This window comes from Mucilaginibacter jinjuensis, assembly GCF_028596025.1.
Taxonomy (GTDB): Bacteria; Bacteroidota; Bacteroidia; order Sphingobacteriales; family Sphingobacteriaceae; genus Mucilaginibacter; species Mucilaginibacter jinjuensis.
In genome coordinates, this window is record NZ_CP117167.1 from 815,941 (window position 1) to 840,079 (window position 24,139).

Sequence of the window (24,139 nt, forward strand, 5' to 3'; positions counted from 1 at the left end):
TAATCAAGTACAGTCACAAGTTGCGCTGCGCTAAACTTGCGGTAGCTCATACTAATAAACTAATATTGATCAATCCTTGTTCACCGGCATAACTACGTGCGCTGCTGTATAAATAATGCTCTGGCAAATCAAGCCAACCGGCGGTAACCGGGTTATCGTGGATATAATTTAATTTTTGATCCATAACATCGTTAGTCCACAATTCTATCGGATGATTATCCTGTTGCCAAAATTGGTAATACTCGTTATTCGGATTGTATTCTCCGGCACGATTAAAGAGATATAGTAACCAATCCTTTCTGCTTTCCTGAGTGTTTTCTTCGATGGCTTTAAGAAGCTGTTTAGATGTATGTCGCTTAATATCACGGATGATAGTTGAAAGAGGTTTGTCGTTAGTCCGGGCAATCAGATGTACGTGGTTACTCATAATTACCCATGCAAATAATTCTAATCCCTTATTGGCAATGCAGTAGTTAAGGCTGTCTACAATAATGTCTTTATAAATTCTTCGCGTAAAAACATCGATCCATCTAACGGTAGAAAACGTAATAAAGTAAAGGCCTTCCTGATTATGGAATTTATAATTGGTACTCATTTATCGGATAATAATTTAGGTTTCGTTTATTTAATTTAAACTACGGACGCTACCGCAAGTTTAGCGCAGCGTAACTTGTGGTAATACTAAAGTAAGCTTTCAGCTTACTAATATAACGTTAAGCTGAAAGCTTAACATAGTACAGTCACAAGTTACGCTATCGCTAAACTTGCGACAGCATTCATGTATTTCATTTGTTATACCCTATTTTTTGTATATTTGCCCTAACAGCTATGAAACTGCGGGATTTTAAATTAGGCTTATGCATTATGTTTATGGGTATCTTCATGACGAAGATGTTCATCTCTGTTGCGCCTGTATTTATGAGCCTCAACAACAAAACTGTTAACGCTGTAATTACCCAGTTAGAGCTCGAATCAAAAAACGATAAAGAAGATCCTGATAAAGGGACTTTGAAAGAAAAGAAATTTTTTGATGAAGATTTTGTGTTTACCATCCACGATTATAAGCCGCTTGTAGTAGAAATTAATATACTGCACCGCTTAGAGAAATCGCTTTACACCCAGGTATATCACCCTGTGGTGCCAACCCCGCCTCCCAACGCTTAATTAAATTTTAATCCCTTTACCGGGATCAGTTTGGCGTACCTGTTCTTTTTAAGATCAGGCTAATTCCTTTTGGAAATTTATGGCCTTGCTGCATCCCGCCTAAATCAATCTTATTCAATTAAAATTTAATATTTCATTACCATGCAAATTAAGCAAGGTGGGTTTGCTGCGGGCGATCTCAACCTCAAAAAATATTTTCTGCCTAAAAATTTAAAGAAGGACTTACCGGCCAGTATCGTTGTATTCTTGGTGGCGCTACCCCTGTGTTTGGGTATAGCCCTGGCCAGTGGTGCACCATTGTTTGCCGGTGTACTTACCGGTATTATTGGCGGTATAGTGGTAGGCACGTTCAGTGGCTCGCAGCTGAGTGTGGCCGGACCGGCGGCAGGTTTAACCGTTATTGTTTTAAATGCCATAACCGGTTTGGGCTCGTACGAAAGTTTTTTACTAGCAGTTGTTATGGCCGGTGTATTCCAGATCATACTGGGTTTGGTTAAGGCCGGTACTATTGCCAACTACTTTCCTTCGGCAGTAATTGAGGGCATGCTGGCCGCGATAGGTATTATTCTCATCATGAAACAGTTTTCGCACGCGGTTGGCTATGATGCCGATTTTGAGGGCGACGAAGGTTTTTTACAGGTTGATTCTAATAATACCTTTTCGGGCATGGCAAGGGCTATCAACAAGGTAAACTTTGGTGCGGTAATTATTGCAAGCGTATCCTTACTGTTGATGATCTACTGGCCGCGCTTTAAAAAGCTGGCTACCGTGCCTGCACCTTTAATGGTAGTATTGGCCGGTGTAGGTTTGAGTTTATTATTCGCCCACAGCGGGCTGGCCTTGCGCGATAAGCAATTTGTACACATCCCACTGGTAAACAGTGCGAGCGAGTTTTTCGGGTTGTTTAAATCGCCAAACTTTAGCGCCATTGGTAATAAGGCCGTGTGGGTCTCGGCATTTACTATTGCCGTGGTTGCCAGTCTGGAAACGTTGTTGAGTTTGGAGGCGGTTGACAAGATTGACCCTATCAAACGCATCTCTCCAACCAACCGCGAACTGATGGCGCAAGGTTTAGGTAACATCATCAGCGGCCTGTTGGGCGGCTTACCCATGACGGCGGTTATCGTACGTTCATCGGCCAATGTTAATGCCGGTGCGCGTACCAAAATGAGCGCTATAACGCATGGTGTAATGCTGCTGCTGGCGTTGTTGTTGATCCCATCGCTTATTAATTATATCCCGCTTTCGTGCCTGGCAGCTATCCTGTTAACTACGGGTTATAAACTGGCTAAACCTGCATTGTTTAAACATATATGGCACCAGGGGCTAAACCAGTTTATCCCGTTTGCGGTAACTATACTGGCGGTTGTGTTAACCGATTTGCTGATTGGCGTGGGTATTGGTATGCTTATCGGGATCTTCTACATCCTGCGTACCAACTTGCGGAACCCGTACTTCTACCATATTGTGAAGGATGGCGATAAAAAAGTGATCCGCATTCAACTGGCAGAAGAAGTGTCGTTTTTAAACAAGGCCGCCATACAGGTAACGCTTACCAGTTTGCCTAAGGAAAGTGAAGTAATTATTGATGGATCGAATTCCCGCTATATCGATCCTGATGTGCTGGAGATTATCCATAACTATAAGCATAATGCTTATACCAAGGGCATCATCGTGTCATTGGTCGATATTAAAGACCGTTATGATGTGCCCAAATTACAAGAATTAAAATTTCAGTCTAACTAAAAAATATAGAAATCATGTTAGTAAAAGAGAATCAAACCAAAGAAAATAAAGTGGCTATCGACACCAACAACATAAAATTAGTTCAAAAAAGCAGCTACGATTCACTGCTTAAAGGTAATGCCGAATGGGTGGAACGCCGTTTAAAAGACGATCCTGAATATTTCAAAACATTGGCTAAAGGACAAAGCCCTGAAGTGCTGTGGATTGGTTGCTCCGACAGCCGCGTACCTGCTAACGAAGTTACCGGCACCAAACCGGGCGAAGTGTTTGTTCACCGCAACATTGCCAACGTGTGTGTGCACTCGGACATGAACATGCTGAGTGTGTTGGATTATGCCGTTAACGTGCTGAAGGTAAAGCATGTGATTGTAGCCGGTCATTATGGTTGCGGTGGTGTTGCTGCTGCGATGAGCCACAAACAATTCGGGCTGATTGATAACTGGTTGCGTAACATTAAAGATGTTTACCGCCTGCACAGCCACGAGCTTGACCGTATAACCGACGAGCCTGCCAAACTGAACCGCCTGGTTGAACTGAATGTGATTGAGCAGGTGTACAACCTATGCAAAACCACCATTGTGCAAAATGCATGGGGAAACGGCCAAAACCTGGAGGTACACGGCTGGGTGATTGACCTGGGCACAGGCTTGGTTAAAGATTTGAAGGTAAGCAGCACAGGTGCGCAAAATTTAGGCTATATGTATGAGCTTAACGATGCACCTGTTGCTGCCCATTAAAGATAATGGTTGATTACCAGTGTTTTAATTAGTTTTTTTTAGTTGTACTCCCGGTTTCACAATAGTGGCCGGGAGTTGTTTTTTTATACTAATTTGCATTATAATCAATATTATGCTAAGGCGATCAAAAGACGACAGGACACTTCGCGAAAATTTAATGCTGGCCTCATCTACGGCATTTGTATCGGGCGTTATTAATGTGGCAGGTATGGTTGCCTTTTTAGCATTTACATCAAACATAACGGGGCACGTAGCTAACCTGGCTAACCATTTTGTACAGCAGAATTTTAGGGAGATAGTTGTTTTTATGCTTTGGCTGCTCATGTTTTTTATGGGCGCTTTTACGGCGAATTTTATCATTCGTTCGCTTGAACACAAGAGCCTTTACAGGGCGCATGCTACGCCTATTGTTATCGAGATAGTTATTCTGCTATTAGTTGCCTTTTATGGAGATCATTTTTATAATGGGGACCGTACAGAACGCGAACTGGTTATCGCAGCATTGTTATTCGCCATTGGTTTGCAGAATAGCCTGGTGTCTATTATGTCGGGAGGGTTAATAAAAACTTCGCACCTTACCGGCTTATTTACAGATCTGGGTGGTGAAGTTTCCGAATGGCTGCACCCACGCACCGGTAAAAGCGAGATCATCAAAAATAAGATCTACATACGTGTTACCATACTGGCGTTTTACTTTATAGGTGGCATGGCAGGCGGTTACTTTTTCGACGAATACAACTTTGCTGTGTTTTATTTTGTACCCCTTATATTGATCACTATTTTGTATTATGATCTTTCGCCTATAGCTTTGCATAAAGTGGCCCGTATATTTGGGCGGCAAGGAAAGTAAATATCTATCAACCATCTTAACCGATTAACATTATGTGCGCAAAAACTACAAAATACCACGCCCACGATACCAGCCATATCAGCTACGAATCATTACTGGAAGGCAATAAACAATTTGTTGCTGATGCTTTGCAGGAAGACCCTGACTTTTTTAACAAACTAGCCAGCGGACAAAAACCACCCATACTTTGGATTGGTTGTGCCGATAGCCGCGTACCTGCCAACCAGATTACCAACACCAACCCGGGCGAAATATTTGTACACCGTAACATTGCCAACGTGGTTGTGCATACTGATATGAATATGCTTTCGGTACTGGATTATGCGGTGAACGTATTGCAGGTAAAACACGTAATTGTAACCGGGCACTACGGTTGCGGTGGTGTAATTGCTGCCATGAGCCATAAACAATTCGGCCTTATTGATAACTGGTTGCGTCATATTAAAGACGTTTACCGTATCCACGCCGATGAATTGGATGCCATACAAGATGAAGCCGAACGCGCCAATCGCTTAGTTGAATTTAACGTGATTGAAGGCGTTTACAACCTTTGCAAAACTTCCATCATCCAAAATGCCTGGAAAAATGACCACGAATTGAGTGTGCATGGCTGGGTATATAGCTTAAGCACAGGTTTTATTACAGACCTTGGCGTAAGTGCTTCAAATGATGAGCATTTGGGTGGAGTATTTAAGTTTGAATAGATTTTCCTACTGCGCGTCATTGCTGTAAGGTACGAAGCAATCCCCAATCTACAGAGCCGCTCTGTATAGTTCGCGATTGCTTCGTACCTCGCAATGACGTGTTGGGTGAACCTATAAAAGCACAAAAGGCGTCAATAATTATTGACGCCTTTTGTGCTTTTATAAAGTCTCGATTCTTGACTCTCTTACAGTTCTTTATTCAAAAACGGGTACCTGTAATCTTTCGGTGGATCGAAGGTTTCTTTGATGGTACGTGGAGATACCCAACGCAGCAAGTTTTGCATTGAACCTGCTTTATCATTAGTACCAGAACCGCGGGCACCGCCAAATGGCTGCTGGCCAACTACGGCACCTGTAGGTTTATCATTTACGTAGAAGTTACCGGCTGCGTTGCGTAAGCGATGGGTTGCTTCGGCAATGGCGTAACGATCTTGCGAAATGATTGAACCTGTAAGGGCGTATTTAGACGTATTGTCGATGATGTCCATTACATTGCTAAACTCAGCATCCTCATAAACAAACAGGGTTAGTACCGGGCCGAATAATTCATCGCACATGGTCACGTAGTAAGGGTCTTCGACCTTTAAAACGGTAGGGGTGATGAACCAGCCTTGCGATTTATCGTAAGTACCGCCAGATACTACCTCAACCTTAGGGTCGGCAACGGCAGCATCAATATATTTAGCCAGTTTATCGAACGAACGCTCGTCGATCACGGCATTGATAAAGTTTTCGAAATCTTCAACCGGGCCAATTTTAAAGGTGGCCATTTCGGCTCGCAGTTTTTCTTTCAATGCAGGCCAAAGCGATTTAGGGATATAAGCGCGTGAAGCGGCAGAACATTTTTGTCCCTGGTATTCAAAGGCGCCGCGTAACAAGGCAACGTTTAATACATCAACATCAGCACTTGGATGAGCGAGCACAAAATCTTTACCACCAGTTTCGCCCACAATACGCGGGTAAGTTTTGTACAGGTGGATGTTGGTACCAATAGTTTTCCAAAGGTTCTGGAATACACCGGTCGATCCTGTAAAATGTAAACCTGCAAAATCAGGGTGACTGAAGATGATATCACCTGCAACAGGTCCGTCAGTATAAATCAGGTTAATTACACCTGCAGGTAAACCCGCTTCGATGAAAACTTCCATAATTACGTTAGCAGCATAGATCTGCGTAGGGGCAGGTTTCCAAACCACAACGTTACCCATCATAGCGGCCGAAGCACACAGGTTACCGGCAATTGCGGTAAAGTTAAATGGGGTAATGGCAAATATAAAGCCTTCTAACGGGCGAAACTCTACACGGTTCCAGATGCCTTTGCCGCTTTGTGGTTGCTGGGCGTAAATCTCGGTCATGTAGTGAACGTTAAAACGCAGGAAATCTATAAACTCGCAAGCCGCATCAATTTCGGCCTGGTATGCATTTTTAGATTGGCCCAGCATAGTAGCTGCGTTAATTTTAGCACGATATGGGCCTGCTAATAAATCAGCAGCCTTCAGGAATATCGCAGCGCGGTCTTCCCAAGGCATATTTTCCCAGGCAGCTTTAGCATCAAGGGCAGCTTTAATGGCTGCATGTACATGCTCGGCATCACCCTCGTGGTACGTAGCCAATATGTGTTTATGATCATGCGGCGGGCGAATTTCCAGCGTTTTGCCGGTACGCACCTGCTCACTGCCGATGTACATCGGTATATCTATTTGTTTGGCACGGCCTTCCTGTAAAGCTTTGGTTAAAGCAGCACGCTCAACACTGCGCGGGCCGTAGTTTAAAACAGGCTCGTTAGCAGGCGTGGGTACATTAAAAAATCCTTTTAACATATATGATTGTTTGTTGCCTGCAAAGATAATGCTTGTGTTTGGGTATTTTGTTTTGCAAGCGTAAATTTGAGTAAACGGGTGATTGCCTATTATGTTATTGCGATATTTGATAAGTTTGATTACATGAATGATTTAGTTTTAGAACCCATAAAACCATCAGGATTCAGATTCTCGGGCATAATATTGGCCTTGTTTATGTTTTCTATATGGCCATTGATAAGTTATTTTAAGCATGAAAGCACGCCCCCAATAATTGAAGCAGTTTGGTTTTTACTCTGGTGTTTATTTGTATTCATTTTACAAACGCCACTCCGGATTGTATTTTCGCCTTTAATGGGTACGCTTACCTACGATTATATAAACGGTTATGGCGTTCATCAAACTAAAACAGTAGATTTTAACAAGCCCTTACATTACGAATATAAATACACTGCCGAAGGAAGAAGAGCGGCCCGTTGGCGGTTGCAGATTTTTAATAGCTATCTGAAAAATCGTATTGAGGTTGATGCTGTTCAAAGTGAAAAATTTTTCACAAAGGAACAGCTCGACGAATTAGATGCCGCTATTATGAAATATAAATATTCATAAAGAAACATACCCTTATGTCAACAATCATCCCCATTCTCCGCATTTATGATTATGATAAAACCATTGAGTTTTACGTAAACTGGCTCGGCTTTAAAGTCGATTGGGAACACCGCTTCGAACCCAATACCCCGGTTTTTATGCAGGTATCAAAAGGTGATATTGTGCTCAACCTTTCAGAACATCATGGCGATGGTTCGCCCAATGGCAGGGTGCGGATATTAAACTTTAAAGGCCTGCGTGATTACCATAAAAGCCTGATTGCCGCCCGCTATAAATATAACCGCCCCGGATTGGAAGTCCCAGAATGGGATCCATCAGCCATCAACATGACGGTGATTGACCCGGTAGGGAATAGATTGACTTTTGAAGAGAAAGAGTAAGGAAATAACTATATTTGTATATGGACGCTCTAATTGTTTATCCAGAAAATAAAGAACAATTAACTGCTTTAAAGGCGGTTATGAAAGCCATGAAAATATCTTTCGAACAGAAGAGTGAAGTTTATCCGGCTCATGTAGTAGAAGGAGTGAAGGAATCTTTAAAAGAAACGGATCAAGGTCAACTTACGCCTTATACAGGAATTGCGGATATGTTGAACCTGTAATGAGTTTATCAATTTATTACACTCCTCGTTCAAAGGAAACACTTTTATCGGTTTATAATTTTATTCTTGATAATTCGGAGAATCATCAGCACGGAAATTTTCGATTAAGGCAGAAAAAACCATTTCGCTTATAGCTGAACAGCCTTTTATGTTTAAAGCTTCTGATATTGATATCAGTGTTAGAGTTGGCTATATCACTAAACAAACTTCATTATTTTATCGGGTTACAGATTCCTCTGTTCACTTATTATTCTTCTGGGATAACAAGCAAGAACCAATATCTTGATAAATTAAGTAGAAATAACTCTTAATACTTTCCCTTATCTTTACAGGTTCTAAAACAAATGAAGAAACTTCGCTGGCTTTTATTACCGTTCTCGTTGGTGTATGCCTTGATTGTGGTTATCCGCAACTGGTGTTACGATGTGGGGTGGTTTAAAAGTACAAAGTTTGATTTGCCGGTAATATCTGTCGGTAACCTGGCGGTTGGCGGGGCTGGTAAATCGCCCATGACGGAGTACCTGGTTCGATTGCTGAAAAACGATTATAAGCTATCTACGCTAAGTCGCGGTTATGGCCGGAGCACCAAAGGTTTCTTATTGGCAGATAATAAAAGTACTGCTGCCGATATTGGCGACGAGCCTGCTCAGTTTAAACATAAGTTCCCCGATGTTGCCGTTGCAGTTTGTGAGGACAGGGTTAACGGGATTAATCAGCTTAAAAACGATTATGATGTAATTGTTTTAGATGATGCCTACCAGCATCGGGCGGTTAAACCGGGCTTGAGCATTTTATTGTTCGATTATAAAAAGCTAAACGAGCCCAACTTTTTACTCCCGGCGGGCGATCTGCGCGAACCGTTTAATGGTAAGATGCGGGCTGATATTATAGTGGTGAGCAAATGCCCGGAGGGTTTGTCGGCAGAAGGGCAGGAGCAGATAATCGGAAAAATAGGGGTATATCCGTATCAGCAATTGTTTTTTACCTCGATCAATTACCTCGGATTGAAAACATTAGATGGCATTGAAGTAAAAGATCAACTCAATACTGATACCCGGATCTTTCTGCTTACGGGTATTGCAGGCGCAGCGCCATTGAAACAATATTTACAAGGAATTACACCACATATAATTCATCATAATTATGCTGATCACCACCGGTTCAGCTTAAAAAATATTACTAAACTTGCTGATGAATTTTCGGCAGAACCATCAATAAATAAGGTGGTGGTTACAACAGAAAAAGATGCAGAACGTTTAAAACAACCTGAGCTGTTGCCGCTGTTAAGCAAGCTACCCATACTGGTGTTACCCATCAGTATCAGTTTTCTTAATAACGGACAACAAGAATTTGATAAACAGATAACAAATTATGTTAGAAAATATAGAACGCACAGCAGCGTACATTAAAAACCGCATCGGCGATTTTGAGCCGGAAATAGGCATTATTTTAGGCACCGGTTTAGGTGGCCTGGTTAACGAGATTGAGGTAGAAAAGCAATTGCTTTATGCCAATATCCCCGATTTTCCGATCTCTACCTTAGAATTCCATTCGGGTAAATTGATATTCGGTACGCTATCTGGTAAAAAGGTAGTGGCTATGCAGGGCCGTTTACACTATTACGAAGGTTATAATATGCAGCAAATTATTTTCCCGGTTAGGGTGATGAAATGGCTGGGTATTAAAACCCTGTTTGTATCAAATGCCAGCGGTGCGCTTAATCCCGATTATAGAAAAGGCGATCTGATGATCATTAACGATCACATTAACCTGCAGCCGCATAACCCGCTGATTGGTGCTAATGAAGAGGAAATTGGTTCGCGTTTCCCTGACATGAGCGAGCCTTACAAATTAAACCTGATAGAAAAGGCGCTTGATATTGCAAAAGCCAATAATATAACCTGCCATAAAGGCGTTTATGTAGCCGTAACCGGCCCGAGTTTGGAAACCCGCGCCGAGTACAGATACTTACGTATTATAGGTGGTGATGCTGTTGGGATGAGTACCGTGCCCGAAGTTATTGCTGCAAACCACATGGGTTTACCTGTTTTTGCCGTGTCTGTACTAACTGATGAGGGTTTCCCTGATACATTAAAGCCGGTTTCTATTGATGATATACTGGCCGTTGCACACGAGGCCGAACCCAAAATGACACAAATACTTAAAGAACTGATTGCCGGCCTTGATGCTTAAAAAGCTGAAATATTTTTTATTGCTGCTCATCTGTATGCAGGCGGTATCGGTAATGGCGCAGGTTAGCACTTACCCTACTTATCCCGGCCAGCAGCAACAGGGCTATATACGCGATACCAGTACCAGGGCCCCTGCCAAGAAATTGACAGACGAGCAGATGATGGATACCTTGCGTAAAAAGGAAGATCATAAAAAGGATACTGTAATTTTTAGCTCGAAGTATGTTAAGGTAACTAATGAGCATTTGTTATCAGACAGTACCCAGGTTTTTGCATTAGATACCGGCCTGGTAAACTTCGAAAACTCTAACCCGCTATACCAGCCGCGCAGCCCGCGTATTGGGTTGGGCATTACAGGTTTGGCGCAACGCCCTTTACTTTACGAACCCGTTAAAAGCATAGGTTTCGATGTAGGGCAGCACTCGCTCGATCCTTATTTGCTTAACCCGGCCGATATACAATATTACCGGGCACGTGTGGCTTATACCAACCTGAGTTTGTACACAGGTGGCGGGGCAGGGCAAATGTTTAAACTGGTTCACACCCAAAACATTAAACCCAACTGGAACCTGGGCTTAATGTTTAATACAATTGGATCTAAGGGATATTACCTGCGGCAGGGGGTAAGTGATATAAATGCCGGCCTTTTTAGCTGGTACGAATCGAAAAGCAAGCGGTATAATATGCTTGCCAATTTGCTGTTTAATACCCTTAAAGCACAGGAAAATGGCGGGCTGCAGAATGATAACATATTTATAACCGGCCCTTCCGGCTTAGACGGTAGTGACGACCCTGTGAAGTTAAACGGTACTTCAACCGCCTGGGTAACCAAAGGTTTATACATTAAGCAGTTTTATTATCTCGGCCGTATTGATAGTATGCGCAAGGGTTCTGATACTTCTAAAGTATTGCCTACCAATCGGGTATCGCATACTTTTTATTATGGTACGCAGCAATATAAGTTTTTGCAGAACGACCCGGATACTTATCGCGTGTTTCCCGATTATTATTTTAGTTCACATAACTCGCGCGATTCATTATACATCCAGCACCTGCAAAACGTATTTACCTACTCTTTTTATCTGAGAGGTAAATCAAACAGCTTTGTGAAAAATGAGCTTAAGGTAGATCTGGGCCTGGCTTATGATTATTATCATTACAGCCAAAGCGTGCTCGATTCGGTAGTTAACAACTTCGGTGCTAAAATTACGCAGGGGGTAACCAAGTCAGAAGGTAACTTCCAGAATGCTACATTGAAAGCCAAGCTGGGTTACCGCTTTAGCGATAAAATGGGTCTGGATGCCGATTTTCAACAAGTGGCCGAAGGTTATAACTTTGGCGATTTTCTGTACGATGTTAAGCTAAATCTGTCTGGGGGTAAAAAGGCGGGGCGTATTGTGCTCGAAGCTTATTCGCAAAGTAATAAAGCACCATTTGTTTATACCAACTGGATCTCTAACCATTATATATTTACGGGCAATAGTTTCAGCAACCAAAAAACTACCAGTGTATCATTTAATTACATTAATAACCTGCTGCGCCTTGATTTTAAGGCCGAATATTTCCTGATTAATGATTACCTGTATTTTGCTGCCCAACCCGGCGGCATTGATGCCACCCCAATGCAGGCCGGCACACCTATCAGCTTATTGAAATTAAGTATCGGCAAAAATTTAACCTGGCGCAGGTGGCATTTTGATAACTATGTGGTGTACCAGAAAACTGATAACGCCACTATAATGCGCACGCCCGATCTGTATACCTACAGCAGCATATATTATGCCCGTTTATTGTTTAACGTTCTTAATTCAAATATTGGTTTTAATGTACGATACAACACACCATACACCGCGCCATCGTACGCGGTTGGCTTAGGCCAGTTTTATAACGGCCCCGATGTAACATTTACTTCATACCCGGTTGTATCGGTGTTTGCCAAAGGCACACTGTTCCGTACCAACCTGTATGTACAATATGATTATGCCGATCAGGGCTTATTCAGCAAAGGCTTTTATACTGTAAACCGCTACCCGATGTTTAATCACCAATTGAAGTTTGGTGTGAGTTGGACGTTCTATAATTAATTAGAAGCAAGAGACAAGAACCAAGAAACAAGACAAAAAGCAAAGGCGACAATAAAAATTGGCGCCTTTTTACTATTTGTCATTGCGAGGAGTGTAACGACGTGGCAATCTCGTAGCTATACAGAGCGAATAGAATTGCACGATTGATAAGCATACGACGAGATTGCCACGCTGTCGCTCGCAATGACAAATTGGTGAGTTTCCCGATTCTCTTCCCCCTATGTTTTCTGTTTCTTCTTCTTCGCCGCAGGGAACAATACATTATTTAATATCAAACGGTATCCCGGCGAGTTGGGGTGCAGTTTAAGATCTGTTGGCGGGTCGCCTACGGCGTGCTGGTAATCTTCGGGGTCGTGGCCGCCGTAGAAAGTCCATTGGCCTTTGCCGTATTCGCCGTGGATGTAACGTGCTTCGTTGGCGGTTTTCATTTCGCCCATTACGGTAACGCCGGGTTTTAGCATGTTTTTATTGAAGGCAGTAGTTAAGCCCATAAAGCCTTTAATCACCTTGTCATGATCCTGGGTGAGCATACTAGGTACCACATCCCATTTGGCAGAGAAATCAAACAGCGTAAAAAAATCGTTGGTGCGGTCTATCTGCCGGGTAGGGGTTACATCGATATTACTGAAAGAGTGAGAAATAGGGTTCTGATCCAGCGTAAAGTTTTTGAAGGCAAAAGTTTGCGTAAAATCCAGTTTGCTTTGCGCCTGCGGATCGGCAGGGTCACCGTCAAACATGGATTCGCAGATGTCGGTATTAGCCGCAGCCAGAGCAATATCAAAAGTATCGGTGCCCGAGCACATGGCGAACAGAAAGCCACCGCCAGAACAGAAATCGCGGATATGCTGTGCAACGGCCAGTTTCATTTGTGATACCTTTTTAAAACCCAGTTTATGCGCCAGTGCTTCCTGTCCTTTCACGTCATCTACATACCAGGGGGCATATCTAAAGGCACCGTAGAATTTGCTGTACTGACCAGTAAAATCTTCGTGATGCAGGTGCAGCCAGTCGTATTTAGGTAAATCGCCGCGAATTACTTCTTCATCATATACCACATCGTAGGGGATCTCAGCATATTTTAAAACAAGGGTAACGGCATCATCCCAGGGGAGTTTATTTTTAGGCGAATACACGGCCATTTTAGGTGCTTTTTCTAGTTTCACCATGTCCATGTTAACAGATGGGTCGCTGATCTCGTTCAGTATAGCGTTCACCTTTGCATCGGCCAGCACTTCGAAGCTTACGCCGCGAACCTTGCATTCATCCTCAATAGCCTTACTATAAACCATCATAAAACTGCCGCCGCGATAGTTAAGCAGCCAGTCCACCTCCTGGTTGTTCTTCAATACCCAGAAAGCGATACCGTACGATTTCAAGTGATCTTTCTGTACCTCATCCATCGGGATCAAGATAGATGCAGCCTTGCCCGCGGCGGATAAAAGAACAAGGATGAAAGATAGAAGGACGCTTATTCGTTTCAGATGCATATTCTCAAATGTAATAATTTGAATTCGACAATTTGACGATGTGCTAATTTGGCAATAAGATTGATTAGAGAATTTGAGGATGTGCTAATTTGAAAATTAATCCAAGCGCAGATTATTTTCAATCTTCAAATTATCAAATCGCTAAGGCATTGCCGAATCGACAAATTGCCAAATTTAAAAATCGATGAGTCATTGCCGAATTGACAAATTTTCAAATCAACAAATTGAAGTGTCATTTTCAAATCGACAAATTAACACTCAAATTGTTACCTTTGCACTCCTCTATAAAATATAAAAAATGAGCAAAGCAATAATCAAAACCGAAAAAGGTGATATGACCGTTCAGTTTTACGATCAGGACGCACCAAATACAGTAGCTAACTTTTTAGGTTTAGCAAAATCAGGATTTTACGATGGTGTAACTTTTCACCGTGTGATCCCTAACTTCGTTATCCAGGGTGGCGACCCAACCGGTACAGGTGCAGGTGGTTCTGGTAAAAGAATTGATTGCGAGTTAACAGGCGGTAACCAATACCACGATCGTGGCGTTTTATCAATGGCACATGCTGGCCGTAACACCGGCAGCTCTCAGTTTTTTATCTGCCACAGCCGCGATAATACTGCACACTTAGACCGTAACCACACCGTTTTTGGTAAAGTAATTGAAAACGTTGAAGTGGTTGACGCTATCCGCCAGGGCGATAAAATCACCGGCATTGAAATAATTGAAGAATAAAATTTAGTGGAGAATTAGTAAGTTGTGAGTTAGTGAGTAGTTGCTAACCATTCACAACTCACTAACTCACCATTCACAACTAAAGAGAGATATGAATTTACACGGAATAGTAGCCGTATCGGGCAAACCAGGATTGTGGAAAGCTTTGGCTCAAAACAAAACCGGCTTTGTTTTAGAAAGCCTTGATGCGCAGAAAACCAAATTAGTGGTTAACGTTTCTACAGCTAAACTGGCTGCATTAGACGAGATCACCATTTTTGGTACAGACGAAGATATTAAGCTTACAGATGTTTTGAATACCATGAAAGCATCTGCAACAGAAGCACCTGACGCTAAAGCCGACGGTAAAAAATTGCGCGAATACTTTTATGAAATAGCGCCAGACCACGACGAACAACGTGTTTATAGTTCTGACATTAAGAAAGTACTAACCTGGTTCCACTTACTAAAAGAAAGACCAGAGTTTAACGAAGAGCCGGCTGCACCTGCAACGGAAGAAACTGCCGAGTAATTATTATTTCGGATTTCGGATGTTCGATTTTGGATTTATCTAAAAAGAGAAAAGGGTCAATGAAATTAGTTTCATTGACCCTTTTCTCTTTGCTGTTTATATCTAAAGTATTTAAATCCGAAATCGAACATTCGTAATTTTGTAAAGTATTTAAATCCGAAATGTCAACACCCTTCCTGCTGCTGACATTTCTCGTTAACAAACTCGGCCTCGAAGGTAGAGTGGGTAATATCTAAGTGCTCCAACCGGTGGCGCAGATCATGTTTAATTTTATCGAATAGCGAAATATCATCGGGGTTAATCACCACGTGTGCGGTAAGCGCGTTTTCGGTGGTGCTTAAGGCCCAAACGTGTATGTGGTGAATATCTGCTACACCTTTGGCTTTCATGAGCTCCTGCTTAATCTTTTTGATGTCCATTTCTGCAGGTACACCATCCATCTCTAAACGGATACTGTGTTTAAGCAAACCCCAGGTGCCGCCTAGTATAACAACGGCAATAATTAAGCTTACAATACTATCTATCACATACCAGTGGGTAAAGTAAATAATAACACCAGAGATAACTACACCCAGCGATACAATAGCATCCATAGCCATGTGCAGGTAAGCGCCTTTAACATTAATATCTTTGTCTTTATCCTGTACAAATAAGTAGGCTGTAAAACCGTTAACGCCAATACCAATTAGGGCAACCCAGGCAATGGTACCACCTTCTAAAGGGTGTGGGTGCGTAAAGCGGATTATAGCCTCGTAAACAATAAAGCCTATTGAAACCAGTAAGATAATGGCGTTAAACAACGAAACCATAATGGTAGAGCGTTTGTAACCGTAAGTATATTTCTCATTAGCGCTAACCTTGGTTAGCTTAAAAGCCAGTAAGGCTAATGCTAAACTGGCAATATCACTTACGTTATGGCCTGCATCGGTAAGCAGGGAAAGTGAGCCTTGCATAAAGCCCACAACAACTTCGATAATTACAAATGCCGAATTAAGGATAATACCCCAAATGAAAGCTTTATTTAAATGATCGAGCTTAGGAGCGTGATCGTGATGATGTCCAAACCCGTGTGAGTGGTCGTGCCCATGCGAATGTCCGTGGTCGTGTGCCATTGCGCAAAACTAGTTATAAATTTGCACAGGGCTGTATAAAAATTAGATTACATGCCTCAAAAACAGCGCGTACAATATCAATAGCATCAATGTGTATTTTACCGCGTAATACAATAGCTCGTTATAGGCTTTTAATTTTTTACCCACCAGCCTGATGGAGTAAACGTATTTAAAGATCTTGTTAAGGTTGCCTGTTTTATCCTCACCCATATTGGGCGATGTTGCTGCCGACATTACAAACCAGCCGAAAAACCTATTCCAGCCCCGGCCAAACATGGTTTTAACCGGGCGCTCAACATCGCAGAATAAAATGAGCCTGTCCATGTCAGTCTGGTTTTGGGCATGATGGATATAGGTTTCATCAAACAACACATCATCGCCATCTTTCCAGGCATAGGTTTGGCCATCAACTACGATATGGCAGGCTTCAGAATTCGGTGTAATTAACCCCAAATGATAACGCAACGATCCTGCATAAGGGTCGCGGTGCTGCATCAACTGACTGCCTGCAGGTAATACAGCAAACATGGCAGCTTTAATGCTCGGTGTATTTCTAAGCAACTCTACTGTCTTTGGACAATACTTTTCGGCAGAAGGGTGAAAGTTACCGTACCATTTCAGATAAAAGCGTTTCCATCCACGGCGGAAAAAGGAGTTGAAGCCAATATCGTTGTATTTATCTGATCCTTTAATGAGTTCTTCACGTTCGAGCAAAATGGCTTCGTCCCTTATAGTTTGCCAGTTTTCTTTAAGCAGATTCAATTCGGGGAATGGTGCCGAATTAATATAAGGTTTGTTTTCTACCGCTGATAAGGCATACATGGGCACATTGATAGGCGCCATAAAGGTAGAATGATCTGTTAATTGACGGAAGAATTTGTAACGTACCTTACCACGGTAATGAATAATAATGGTGGCGATAATGAGGCTGTACAGAATGATGAATTTCACCGAAAACAGCTCGTGTAAAATGTCGTTCATACGCAGGGTATTAGTGTGTTACCCAAATTTATTTGATTGGATTTTTTAACACAATACCAAAAACTACAGAATTTTTAATTTTGACGAAATAATTACTTAATACGGTGAGGTATTGTACGACGTTTTACCCCTTGGGAATGCTACTGCAAGTTTCTCAGACTGTGGTGTTCCCCTAAATTAGGGGAATGCAGTGACAGTGCTACCACTTCTAACTTTAAGAGGTATAATAGAAGAATACAGGATTAAACGACTTACTCGTGGTGGTAAGGTTCACCCTTTAATATCGTATAGGCACGGTACAACTGTTCAATAAAAAACAAACGAACCATTTGATGCGAGAACGTCATCCGCGAAAGGGACATTTTATCGTTAGCCCGCTGGTAAACTGATTGATCGAAACCATAAGGCCCGCCGATTATAAATACCAGGTTTTGTACCGAGCCAATCGCTTTTTTATCAAGATAAGCCGAAAATTGTGTGGAGGTAAGCTCCATGCCTTTTTCATCCAGCAATATCACATAATCAGTATTACTGAGTTTCTTTAAAATCAACTCTGCTTCTTTTGTTTTCTGCTGATCAGTGGTGAGGGCTTTGGTATTCTTCAGCTCGGGCAGATCAATAATGTCCAGCTTAATATAATGCTTCAGTCGTTTAATATATTTATCGATGCCTTCTTTGAGGTAGGCATCTTCGGTTTTTCCAACGGTGAGCAGGGTAATCTTCATAATTAATTATGGGGCAAATATACGGGTTATAATAAATTAGGGGGATGGCTTAGCCTGTTAATCATATATGCTTCCAATGTCAAGCCTAAATTATACCCCTTATTTACGCTGTTGCAAATTGCACCGACAATAGTGTCCCCCTAATTTAGGGGAAAGCAAAGGTATTGCTATATCACTGCCCTTAATAAGGGGTATAAATTAAGATGCTAAAATTGATTCCACAAAAAAAGCCATCCCGAATACCGGGATGGCCATATTACAAATTGTGAAGGATTGTTCTTTATTAATTGTTACCACCGGCAGGGATACCACCACCGCCCTGGTCACCTTGTTTGGTGTCGTCGTTGTTGATCTTTTTCTTATCGGCAGTGAAGCTTACTTTACCAAAGTTGTAGCTAAACGTTACACCGAACGAACGGAATGGAAACGCTGTGCTGCTGGTTTGTGAGAAGTTGGCATTCGAAATATTTTGTTTGAAATATTTGTCTTTGCTAAACGGTGTAACTGTGTTTAAACCGATAGAAGCTTTCTTGTTCCAAAGTTGTTTTTTAGCACCAAATGCGTACATACTAAATGTTGGGCTGGTACCTTGTATGGTACGGCGAGGCGAGTTGGTAAAGCCAAAACCTTCGGCCACATAACCTTTACCCAAATCGGCAGATACGCTTACGAAAGCAGTATATTGTACATACACGCCCGATTGGCTGAGCTGGCTGGTGTATAAAGCATAAGGAGTTGGGTTGTAAGTATAAGCATTGATACTACCACGAAGTGTGATGGCTTTAACCGGGTTTACCGAACCAAAAATGCTGGCTCCCCACGAGTTATTTACACCCACGTTTACATATTTACTACGGGTAACGTTAACCGAATCGCCATTGGTAGGGTTTACATCTATAACAGAATTAGAAAGGTTCTCGATCATGTCGCCGGTGTGTTTGTAGTAAACCGATGCGTTGATAATTGATGAACCGATAAAGGTGTTATAGTTCAACTCTACAGTTTGTGAAATCTCCGGAGATAATCTTGGGCTACCCTCGCTTTGGCTCTGGAAGTTGGCTTTGTTAATGAACGGGTTCAAGTAAGTTAAGCTCGGGCGCTGTATACGTTTGCTATAGCTCAGCTTTATGGTTGATGTTGGCGTTAAAGCTTTTTGTACCGTAAAGCTTGGTATAAAAGTGGTATAGTTTTGTGTAAACGGTACCAGGTTTAATTGGGTAGCATTGTCGGTCGGGTTACCTTTAATGTCGGTATTTTCAACACGTGCGCCACCAATTAATGAGTAGCCTTTAGGTAATGTAACCGTAAATACGCTATAACCCGCAACTACATTCTGGTTGTAGCCATAAGTGTTTGAGTTAAGATTGTCGAAAATATAGTTACCACTGTAAGTAGGGTCGTTATAAACTTCGTAATCGCTGCTTAACCTTCTTAAAATGGTTTTACCACCGGCCTCAAATTTAAAGGCTTTGGTTACAGGCAAAGTATAGTCGGCCTGGAAGGTATACTCATCGTTTGTACCATCGTTTTTGCCCTTTTGGTTTTCTTTAAGGGTGGTATTAAGGTACTGGTTACTGTAATCTGTATTGATGATACTGTGGCTCCACTGACCAGAGAAAGTTAACTCATGGCCTTCTTTTTTAAACTTGTGAGTATAGTCGGCACTCCAGTCGAAACCGCCAAAAGAGTTGTGTGAGCTTGTTGGCGATGAGTAGGCAACATTTTGTGTAGGATCGGCAAAACCAGCTTGTGTGGTTTGTGTAAGGCCGCTGTTATTAAAACCACCTTTGTTTAAACGGATGGTTGAAGTAAAGCTGTTATAGTTATTTACATCATAACTGGCAGTTACCGAACCGATAGAGGCAAAACGTTTAATAGTACTTTCTGAATTACTGTTGATGTTACCACTGTTTGTAAACGATTGGTTAAACGTAGTGGTTGATTTTTGAGGCCAGGTATAGTTACCACCAATGTTGGCGCTTAAGCTAAAACGGTTTTTGTTGTAGTTTAAGTTAAGGTTACCATTGTTTTGGCGTGTACCCACACCACCACTTACCGAACCACTAAAGCCCGACATGTTTTTTTGTTTGGTGATGATGTTGATGATACCTGCCGAACCTTCTGCATCATATTTTGCCGAAGGTGAGGTAATTACTTCTACGCTTTTAATCTGATCGGCAGGGATGGTTTTCAATACATCCGATAAGCTGGCCGACATAGCGCCTGATGGTTTACCGTTGATTAATACACGCACGTTTTGATCACCGCGTACTGATACGTTACCGTTGATATCAACAGCTACCAATGGTACTTTCTGTAATACGTCAGTAGCGTTACCACCGGTTGAGGTAATATCTTTCTCGGCATTGAAAACGATTTTATCGATACGGCTTTCAACCAATGAGGTTTTGCCGGTTACCACAACTTCTTTCAAAGCTTTGGCACCTGGAGATACCATGATAGAACCAATGTTTTTATCAGGCTTTGAACCTGTGGTTAATACAGGATCAATCACCTTGGTTGGGTAGCCAATATAGCTGATGGCCAGTTTATAGTTGCCGGGCTTAATGTCCAGTTTAAAAACTCCTTTCGAGTCGGTTAGTACCCCGTTAAGCGGCACCTTGCCACCACTACGGAAAATGCTGACAGTAGCATAGTCCAGCGGTTTGCCGGATAGGGAGTCGATCACCGTACCAGAGATCCGTCCGGTGATGGTTGCACCGCCACCCACACCCATCTGGGCCTTAGCCGATAGTACAGTACAGAATATTGCAAAAAGTAAAAGTATACGTTTCATTTATTAATGATTTTGTGGATTAGAGGCGAAATTACTTCAAATGTTACAGGCAAAAATGAAGAAAGTAGTAAATGTGGTAAGGATGACACGTTTGTTACAAATAAATGTGTCTATTTAACGCATTGAGGGTGTTTGAGTTGTAATGATTTAGGTTGTTAAATTAGTTAATAGGCTGTCGCAAGTTTAGCATAGCGTAACTTGTGACTGTACTTATGTAAGCTTCCAGCTTACGTAAGGTGAAACCTTACAACATTATTACCACAAGTTGAAAACTTGCGGCAGCGATTATTGTATGGATATAAAATTTGTCATTGCGAGGCACGAAGCAATCGCGAACTTTACAGAGCTGCTCTGTAGATCGGGGATCGCTTCGTTCCTCGCAATGACGGTAAAACTTGTTTAGCTTAAATCTTGATTCTTGTTTCTCGATTCTTGCTTCTCGCAGCTTAAACTACCATATTCACAATCCTACCCTTTACAACAATCACCTTTTTAGGGGCTTTGCCATCGAGGTAGCGTTGCACATCGGCGTTGGCTAAAACAAAAGCCTCGGTATCTTTCACATCAAGCGAAAGCGGGATGTTGAGGTTCATTTTAGTTTTGCCGTTGATAGAGATCGGATAAGCAAACTCATCTTCAACCAAATATTCAGGGTTAAATTTAGGGTAGGCGGCGTACGATAATGTACCTGCCTCGTTGCCTAATAATACCCAAAGCTCCTCACAAATGTGAGGTGCATAAGGCTCAAGGATAATCACCATCTCTTGCAGAATGGCGCGTTTGTTACATTTGAGATCAGTCAATTCGTTAACCGCGATCATGAAGCTGGAAACAGAGGTGTTGAACGAGAAACGCTCGATATCTTCTTCAACCTTACGGATGATTTTGTGTAATGATTTTAGCTCTGCTTTAGTCGGTGCGTCGTCAGATACGGTAAATTCCCATGCATCGTTATGAAACAACCTCCAGAACTTACGCAGAAATTTAAACACACCTTCGATACCATTGGTGTTCCATGGCTTGCTTTGCTCCAGCGGACCTAAGAACATTTCGTACATGCGCAGGGTATCGGCACCGTAACGCTCAATAATATCGTCAGGGTTAACCACGTTGAATTTAGATTTCGACATCTTTTCAACTTCAACACCGCAGATGTATTTGCCGTTCTCTAAAATAAACTCAGCAGTCTCATATTCGGCACGCCATTTTTTGAATTTCTCCAGGTCAAGCACTTCATTGGTTACAATGTTAACATCAACATGTAATGGCGTTGTTTTATGCTGATCTATCAAACCATGAGATACATAGGTGTTGGTCGGGCGGCCTTCTTCATCTACCAAACGATAAACAAAGTTAGATCGACCCTGGATCATCCCCTGGTTAATCAGCTTCTTGAAAGGTTCTTCTTCAACAACTTTACCTATATCTTTCAAAAATTTGTTCCAGAAACGGCTGTACAACAGGTGACCGGTTGCATGCTCAGAACCACCGATATACAAATCCACATCTTTCCAGTACTCAATTGCTTCTTTCGATGCAAATTCGGTATCGTTTTGGGCATCCATGTAGCGATACCAGTACCAGCTGCTGCCAGCCCAACCCGGCATGGTGCTTAACTCATATTCAAAGCCGTTATAGTTCCAATCTGCAGCGCGGGCCAAAGGTGGTTCGCCGCTTTCGGTTGGTAAATATTTATCAACCTCGGGCAGTAAAAGCGGCAATTCGCTTTCGCTGATTAAGTGAGGCAGGTTATCTTTAAAATAAACCGGAACAGGCTCGCCCCAATAACGTTGACGGCCAAAAATGGCATCGCGCATACGGAAGTTAACACGGGCTTTACCGGCTCCAACTTCTTCCAATTTGGCAATTACGGCAGCGGTTGCTGTTTTGTATTCTAAGCCATTGATGAAGTCAGAATTGATGTATTTACCTTCTTTAGTCGGGTCGGCTTCTACTTCAATGTTCTGAATGTCCATAATAGGCACAATCGGCAAATTGAAGTGCTTGGCAAACAAATAATCGCGCTGATCGCCCGATGGAACGGCCATTACTGCACCAGTACCATAGCCAGCTAACACGTAATCGGCAATCCATAACTGGATCTTCTCGCCGTTTAGCGGGTTTAATACATAGCTGCCGGTAAATGCACCCGATACTGTTTTGGTATCGGCCATACGGTCAAGCTCCGATTTCTTTTTGGTTTGGGCGATGTATGCTTCAACAGTAGCTTTTTGCTCTGGCGTGGTTAGTTGTGCAGCCAACTCATGCTCTGGTGCCAATACCACAAACGTTACGCCGAAAATGGTATCAACACGGGTGGTGAAAACCTCTATAAAGTTTTGAGTTGTGAGTTGCGAGTTTTCAGTCTGGCTCCCCGAAACTGATAACTGGAACCTAACACTCGCCCCAACACTTTTGCCGATCCAGTTGCGCTGCATTTCTTTTAGCGGTTCCGGCCAGTCAATGGTGTCGAGGCCTTGCAATAAACGCTCAGCGTATGCGGTGATGCGCATGCTCCACTGCATCATTTTCTTTTGCTCAACAGGGTAACCGCCGCGCTCAGAGAAGCCGTCTTTTACCTCGTCGTTTGCCAATACGGTACCTAAAGCGGCACACCAGTTTACGGTGCTTTCGCGCAGGTAGGTAAGGCGATATTTTAATAATTCCTGTTGTTGTTCTTCAGATGATAACGCTTTCCACTCATCGGCAGTAAAGGTTAATACCTCTTCGTCGCTCACGGCGTTGATGCCTTTTGATCCTTGGGTTTCGAAATGCTCAACCAATGAGGCAATAGATTCTGCTTTTTCGGCAACCTTATTATACCACGAGTTAAACAGCTCCATAAAGATCCATTGCGTCCACTTGTAATAGCCGGGCGAACTGGTGCGTACTTCGCGGCTCCAGTCGAACGAGAACCCGATCTGGTCTAACTGGCGGCGGTAAGTGGCAATATTATCTTCGGTAGTAATGGCCGGGTGCTGGCCGGTTTGTATGGCATATTGCTCGGCCGGTAAGCCAAACGAATCGTAACCCATTGGGTGCAAAACGTTAAAGCCTTTGAGGCGTTTATAGCGTGCAAAAATATCAGAAGCGATGTAACCCAGCGGGTGCCCAACGTGCAAACCTGCCCCCGATGGATAAGGGAACATATCCAGCACAAAATACTTTGGTTTTGACGATTGGTTGTCGGCTTTAAATGTTTGATTGGTAGCCCAAAACTGCTGCCACTTTTTCTCGATGTCTTTAAACTGATAATCCATTATTGCTAACGCTATAAAAAATGCGATTGCGAATTTAAGAA

21 protein-coding genes are annotated in these 24,139 nt (G+C 42.5%); 13 read left to right on the forward strand and 8 right to left on the reverse strand.

What is annotated here, in order from left to right:
* Nucleotides 1-46: 46 nt before the first annotated feature.
* Nucleotides 47-595 carry an REP-associated tyrosine transposase gene (locus tag PQO05_RS03775; RefSeq protein ID WP_273631320.1) on the reverse strand — a complete coding sequence of 183 codons (549 nt, stop codon included), beginning with the start codon at nucleotides 593-595 and terminating at the stop codon, nucleotides 47-49.
* Nucleotides 596-828: 233 nt separating this feature from the next.
* Between PQO05_RS03775 and PQO05_RS03780 the strand changes: the two genes are divergently transcribed.
* The 5 genes from PQO05_RS03780 to can (PQO05_RS03800) all read left to right on the forward strand — a co-directional run bounded on the left by PQO05_RS03780 (nucleotide 829) and on the right by can (PQO05_RS03800) (nucleotide 5,201).
* Nucleotides 829-1,164: a hypothetical protein gene (locus tag PQO05_RS03780; protein WP_273631321.1), complete on the forward strand. Its 336-nt coding sequence runs from the start codon at nucleotides 829-831 to the stop codon at nucleotides 1,162-1,164.
* 141 nt (nucleotides 1,165-1,305) lie between these two features.
* Entirely contained in the window at nucleotides 1,306-2,910 is a 1,605-nt protein-coding gene (locus PQO05_RS03785; RefSeq protein WP_273631322.1) for a SulP family inorganic anion transporter, read from the forward strand.
* A gap of 14 nt (nucleotides 2,911-2,924) precedes the next feature.
* Nucleotides 2,925-3,647, forward strand: a complete 723-nt coding sequence (can, locus tag PQO05_RS03790; RefSeq protein WP_273631323.1) for a carbonate dehydratase — start codon at nucleotides 2,925-2,927, stop codon at nucleotides 3,645-3,647.
* A 112-nt stretch (nucleotides 3,648-3,759) separates the two neighbouring features.
* Entirely contained in the window at nucleotides 3,760-4,497 is a 738-nt protein-coding gene (locus PQO05_RS03795) for a YoaK family protein (protein ID WP_273631324.1), read from the forward strand.
* 32 nt (nucleotides 4,498-4,529) lie between these two features.
* Entirely contained in the window at nucleotides 4,530-5,201 is a 672-nt protein-coding gene (gene can / locus PQO05_RS03800; RefSeq protein ID WP_273631325.1) for a carbonate dehydratase, read from the forward strand.
* 185 nt (nucleotides 5,202-5,386) lie between these two features.
* Here can (PQO05_RS03800) and pruA read toward each other — a convergent pair whose 3' ends face one another.
* On the reverse strand, nucleotides 5,387-7,021 hold the full coding sequence (pruA, locus tag PQO05_RS03805; RefSeq protein WP_273631326.1) for an L-glutamate gamma-semialdehyde dehydrogenase: 1,635 nt from the start codon (nucleotides 7,019-7,021) through the stop codon (nucleotides 5,387-5,389).
* A 333-nt stretch (nucleotides 7,022-7,354) separates the two neighbouring features.
* On the opposite strand from pruA, the gene PQO05_RS03810 reads away from it, so the two are divergent.
* The 6 genes from PQO05_RS03810 (at nucleotide 7,355) to PQO05_RS03835 (ending at nucleotide 12,489) form a co-directional block, all read left to right on the forward strand.
* Nucleotides 7,355-7,609, forward strand: a complete 255-nt coding sequence (locus tag PQO05_RS03810) for a hypothetical protein (protein ID WP_273631327.1) — start codon at nucleotides 7,355-7,357, stop codon at nucleotides 7,607-7,609.
* 14 nt (nucleotides 7,610-7,623) lie between these two features.
* Nucleotides 7,624-7,989 carry a glyoxalase superfamily protein gene (locus PQO05_RS03815; RefSeq protein WP_273631328.1) on the forward strand — a complete coding sequence of 122 codons (366 nt, stop codon included), beginning with the start codon at nucleotides 7,624-7,626 and terminating at the stop codon, nucleotides 7,987-7,989.
* A 20-nt stretch (nucleotides 7,990-8,009) separates the two neighbouring features.
* Nucleotides 8,010-8,213, forward strand: a complete 204-nt coding sequence (locus PQO05_RS03820; protein WP_273631329.1) for a DUF2683 family protein — start codon at nucleotides 8,010-8,012, stop codon at nucleotides 8,211-8,213.
* Nucleotides 8,214-8,557: 344 nt separating this feature from the next.
* The gene (gene lpxK, locus PQO05_RS03825; protein WP_273631330.1) at nucleotides 8,558-9,622 is read left to right on the forward strand and encodes a tetraacyldisaccharide 4'-kinase; all 1,065 of its coding nucleotides are present in this window, start codon (nucleotides 8,558-8,560) and stop codon (nucleotides 9,620-9,622) included.
* The gene (locus PQO05_RS03830) at nucleotides 9,585-10,406 is read left to right on the forward strand and encodes a purine-nucleoside phosphorylase (protein ID WP_273631331.1); all 822 of its coding nucleotides are present in this window, start codon (nucleotides 9,585-9,587) and stop codon (nucleotides 10,404-10,406) included. The genes lpxK and PQO05_RS03830 overlap by 38 nt, the downstream gene beginning before the upstream one ends.
* A complete protein-coding gene (locus tag PQO05_RS03835; protein ID WP_273631333.1) occupies nucleotides 10,399-12,489 on the forward strand; it encodes a putative porin in 2,091 nt (696 codons plus the stop codon). Before PQO05_RS03830 ends, PQO05_RS03835 begins: the two co-directional genes overlap by 8 nt.
* A gap of 218 nt (nucleotides 12,490-12,707) precedes the next feature.
* On the opposite strand, the gene PQO05_RS03840 is transcribed toward PQO05_RS03835, so the two are convergent.
* Nucleotides 12,708-13,889: an asparagine synthetase B gene (locus tag PQO05_RS03840; protein ID WP_273631334.1), complete on the reverse strand. Its 1,182-nt coding sequence runs from the start codon at nucleotides 13,887-13,889 to the stop codon at nucleotides 12,708-12,710.
* Between the two features lie 385 nt (nucleotides 13,890-14,274).
* Here PQO05_RS03840 and PQO05_RS03845 point away from each other — a divergent pair, with 385 nt between their 5' ends.
* Nucleotides 14,275-14,712, forward strand: a complete 438-nt coding sequence (locus PQO05_RS03845) for a peptidylprolyl isomerase (RefSeq protein ID WP_166586625.1) — start codon at nucleotides 14,275-14,277, stop codon at nucleotides 14,710-14,712.
* A gap of 91 nt (nucleotides 14,713-14,803) precedes the next feature.
* A complete protein-coding gene (locus PQO05_RS03850; protein WP_273631335.1) occupies nucleotides 14,804-15,223 on the forward strand; it encodes a DUF5606 family protein in 420 nt (139 codons plus the stop codon).
* A gap of 164 nt (nucleotides 15,224-15,387) precedes the next feature.
* Here PQO05_RS03850 and PQO05_RS03855 read toward each other — a convergent pair whose 3' ends face one another.
* The 5 genes from PQO05_RS03855 to leuS form a co-directional block, all read right to left on the reverse strand.
* Nucleotides 15,388-16,335, reverse strand: a complete 948-nt coding sequence (locus PQO05_RS03855; RefSeq protein ID WP_273631336.1) for a cation diffusion facilitator family transporter — start codon at nucleotides 16,333-16,335, stop codon at nucleotides 15,388-15,390.
* A 42-nt stretch (nucleotides 16,336-16,377) separates the two neighbouring features.
* Entirely contained in the window at nucleotides 16,378-17,316 is a 939-nt protein-coding gene (locus PQO05_RS03860; protein ID WP_273631337.1) for an aspartyl/asparaginyl beta-hydroxylase domain-containing protein, read from the reverse strand.
* A gap of 251 nt (nucleotides 17,317-17,567) precedes the next feature.
* The gene (gene rlmH / locus PQO05_RS03865; RefSeq protein WP_273631338.1) at nucleotides 17,568-18,041 is read right to left on the reverse strand and encodes a 23S rRNA (pseudouridine(1915)-N(3))-methyltransferase RlmH; all 474 of its coding nucleotides are present in this window, start codon (nucleotides 18,039-18,041) and stop codon (nucleotides 17,568-17,570) included.
* A 283-nt stretch (nucleotides 18,042-18,324) separates the two neighbouring features.
* Complete coding sequence (locus PQO05_RS03870) at nucleotides 18,325-20,838, reverse strand: TonB-dependent receptor (RefSeq protein WP_273631339.1); 2,514 nt, start codon at nucleotides 20,836-20,838, stop codon at nucleotides 18,325-18,327.
* Nucleotides 20,839-21,284: 446 nt separating this feature from the next.
* Nucleotides 21,285-24,098 (reverse strand): leucine--tRNA ligase, encoded by a 2,814-nt coding sequence (gene leuS, locus PQO05_RS03875; protein WP_273631340.1) that lies wholly within the window; start codon nucleotides 24,096-24,098, stop codon nucleotides 21,285-21,287.
* Between the last annotated feature and the right edge of the window lie 41 nt (nucleotides 24,099-24,139).

Bases quoted from the DNA above. Each gene is read 5' to 3' on its own strand.
- can (WP_273631325.1), top strand. From the start codon at position 4,530: ATGTGCGCAAAAACTACAAAATACCACGCCCACGATACCAGCCATATC.
- PQO05_RS03775 (WP_273631320.1), bottom strand. From the start codon at position 595: ATGAGTACCAATTATAAATTCCATAATCAGGAAGGCCTTTACTTTATT.
- PQO05_RS03855 (WP_273631336.1), bottom strand. From the start codon at position 16,335: ATGGCACACGACCACGGACATTCGCATGGGCACGACCACTCACACGGG.
- PQO05_RS03815 (WP_273631328.1), top strand. From the start codon at position 7,624: ATGTCAACAATCATCCCCATTCTCCGCATTTATGATTATGATAAAACC.
- rlmH (WP_273631338.1), bottom strand. From the start codon at position 18,041: ATGAAGATTACCCTGCTCACCGTTGGAAAAACCGAAGATGCCTACCTC.
- PQO05_RS03830 (WP_273631331.1), top strand. From the start codon at position 9,585: ATGTTAGAAAATATAGAACGCACAGCAGCGTACATTAAAAACCGCATC.
- leuS (WP_273631340.1), bottom strand. From the start codon at position 24,098: ATGGATTATCAGTTTAAAGACATCGAGAAAAAGTGGCAGCAGTTTTGG.
- PQO05_RS03860 (WP_273631337.1), bottom strand. From the start codon at position 17,316: ATGAACGACATTTTACACGAGCTGTTTTCGGTGAAATTCATCATTCTG.
- pruA (WP_273631326.1), bottom strand. From the start codon at position 7,021: ATGTTAAAAGGATTTTTTAATGTACCCACGCCTGCTAACGAGCCTGTT.
- PQO05_RS03795 (WP_273631324.1), top strand. From the start codon at position 3,760: ATGCTAAGGCGATCAAAAGACGACAGGACACTTCGCGAAAATTTAATG.
- PQO05_RS03870 (WP_273631339.1), bottom strand. From the start codon at position 20,838: ATGAAACGTATACTTTTACTTTTTGCAATATTCTGTACTGTACTATCG.
- PQO05_RS03820 (WP_273631329.1), top strand. From the start codon at position 8,010: ATGGACGCTCTAATTGTTTATCCAGAAAATAAAGAACAATTAACTGCT.
- PQO05_RS03810 (WP_273631327.1), top strand. From the start codon at position 7,355: ATGGGTACGCTTACCTACGATTATATAAACGGTTATGGCGTTCATCAA.
- PQO05_RS03850 (WP_273631335.1), top strand. From the start codon at position 14,804: ATGAATTTACACGGAATAGTAGCCGTATCGGGCAAACCAGGATTGTGG.
- PQO05_RS03845 (WP_166586625.1), top strand. From the start codon at position 14,275: ATGAGCAAAGCAATAATCAAAACCGAAAAAGGTGATATGACCGTTCAG.
- PQO05_RS03840 (WP_273631334.1), bottom strand. From the start codon at position 13,889: ATGGATGAGGTACAGAAAGATCACTTGAAATCGTACGGTATCGCTTTC.
- PQO05_RS03785 (WP_273631322.1), top strand. From the start codon at position 1,306: ATGCAAATTAAGCAAGGTGGGTTTGCTGCGGGCGATCTCAACCTCAAA.
- PQO05_RS03835 (WP_273631333.1), top strand. From the start codon at position 10,399: ATGCTTAAAAAGCTGAAATATTTTTTATTGCTGCTCATCTGTATGCAG.
- PQO05_RS03780 (WP_273631321.1), top strand. From the start codon at position 829: ATGAAACTGCGGGATTTTAAATTAGGCTTATGCATTATGTTTATGGGT.
- lpxK (WP_273631330.1), top strand. From the start codon at position 8,558: ATGAAGAAACTTCGCTGGCTTTTATTACCGTTCTCGTTGGTGTATGCC.
- can (WP_273631323.1), top strand. From the start codon at position 2,925: ATGTTAGTAAAAGAGAATCAAACCAAAGAAAATAAAGTGGCTATCGAC.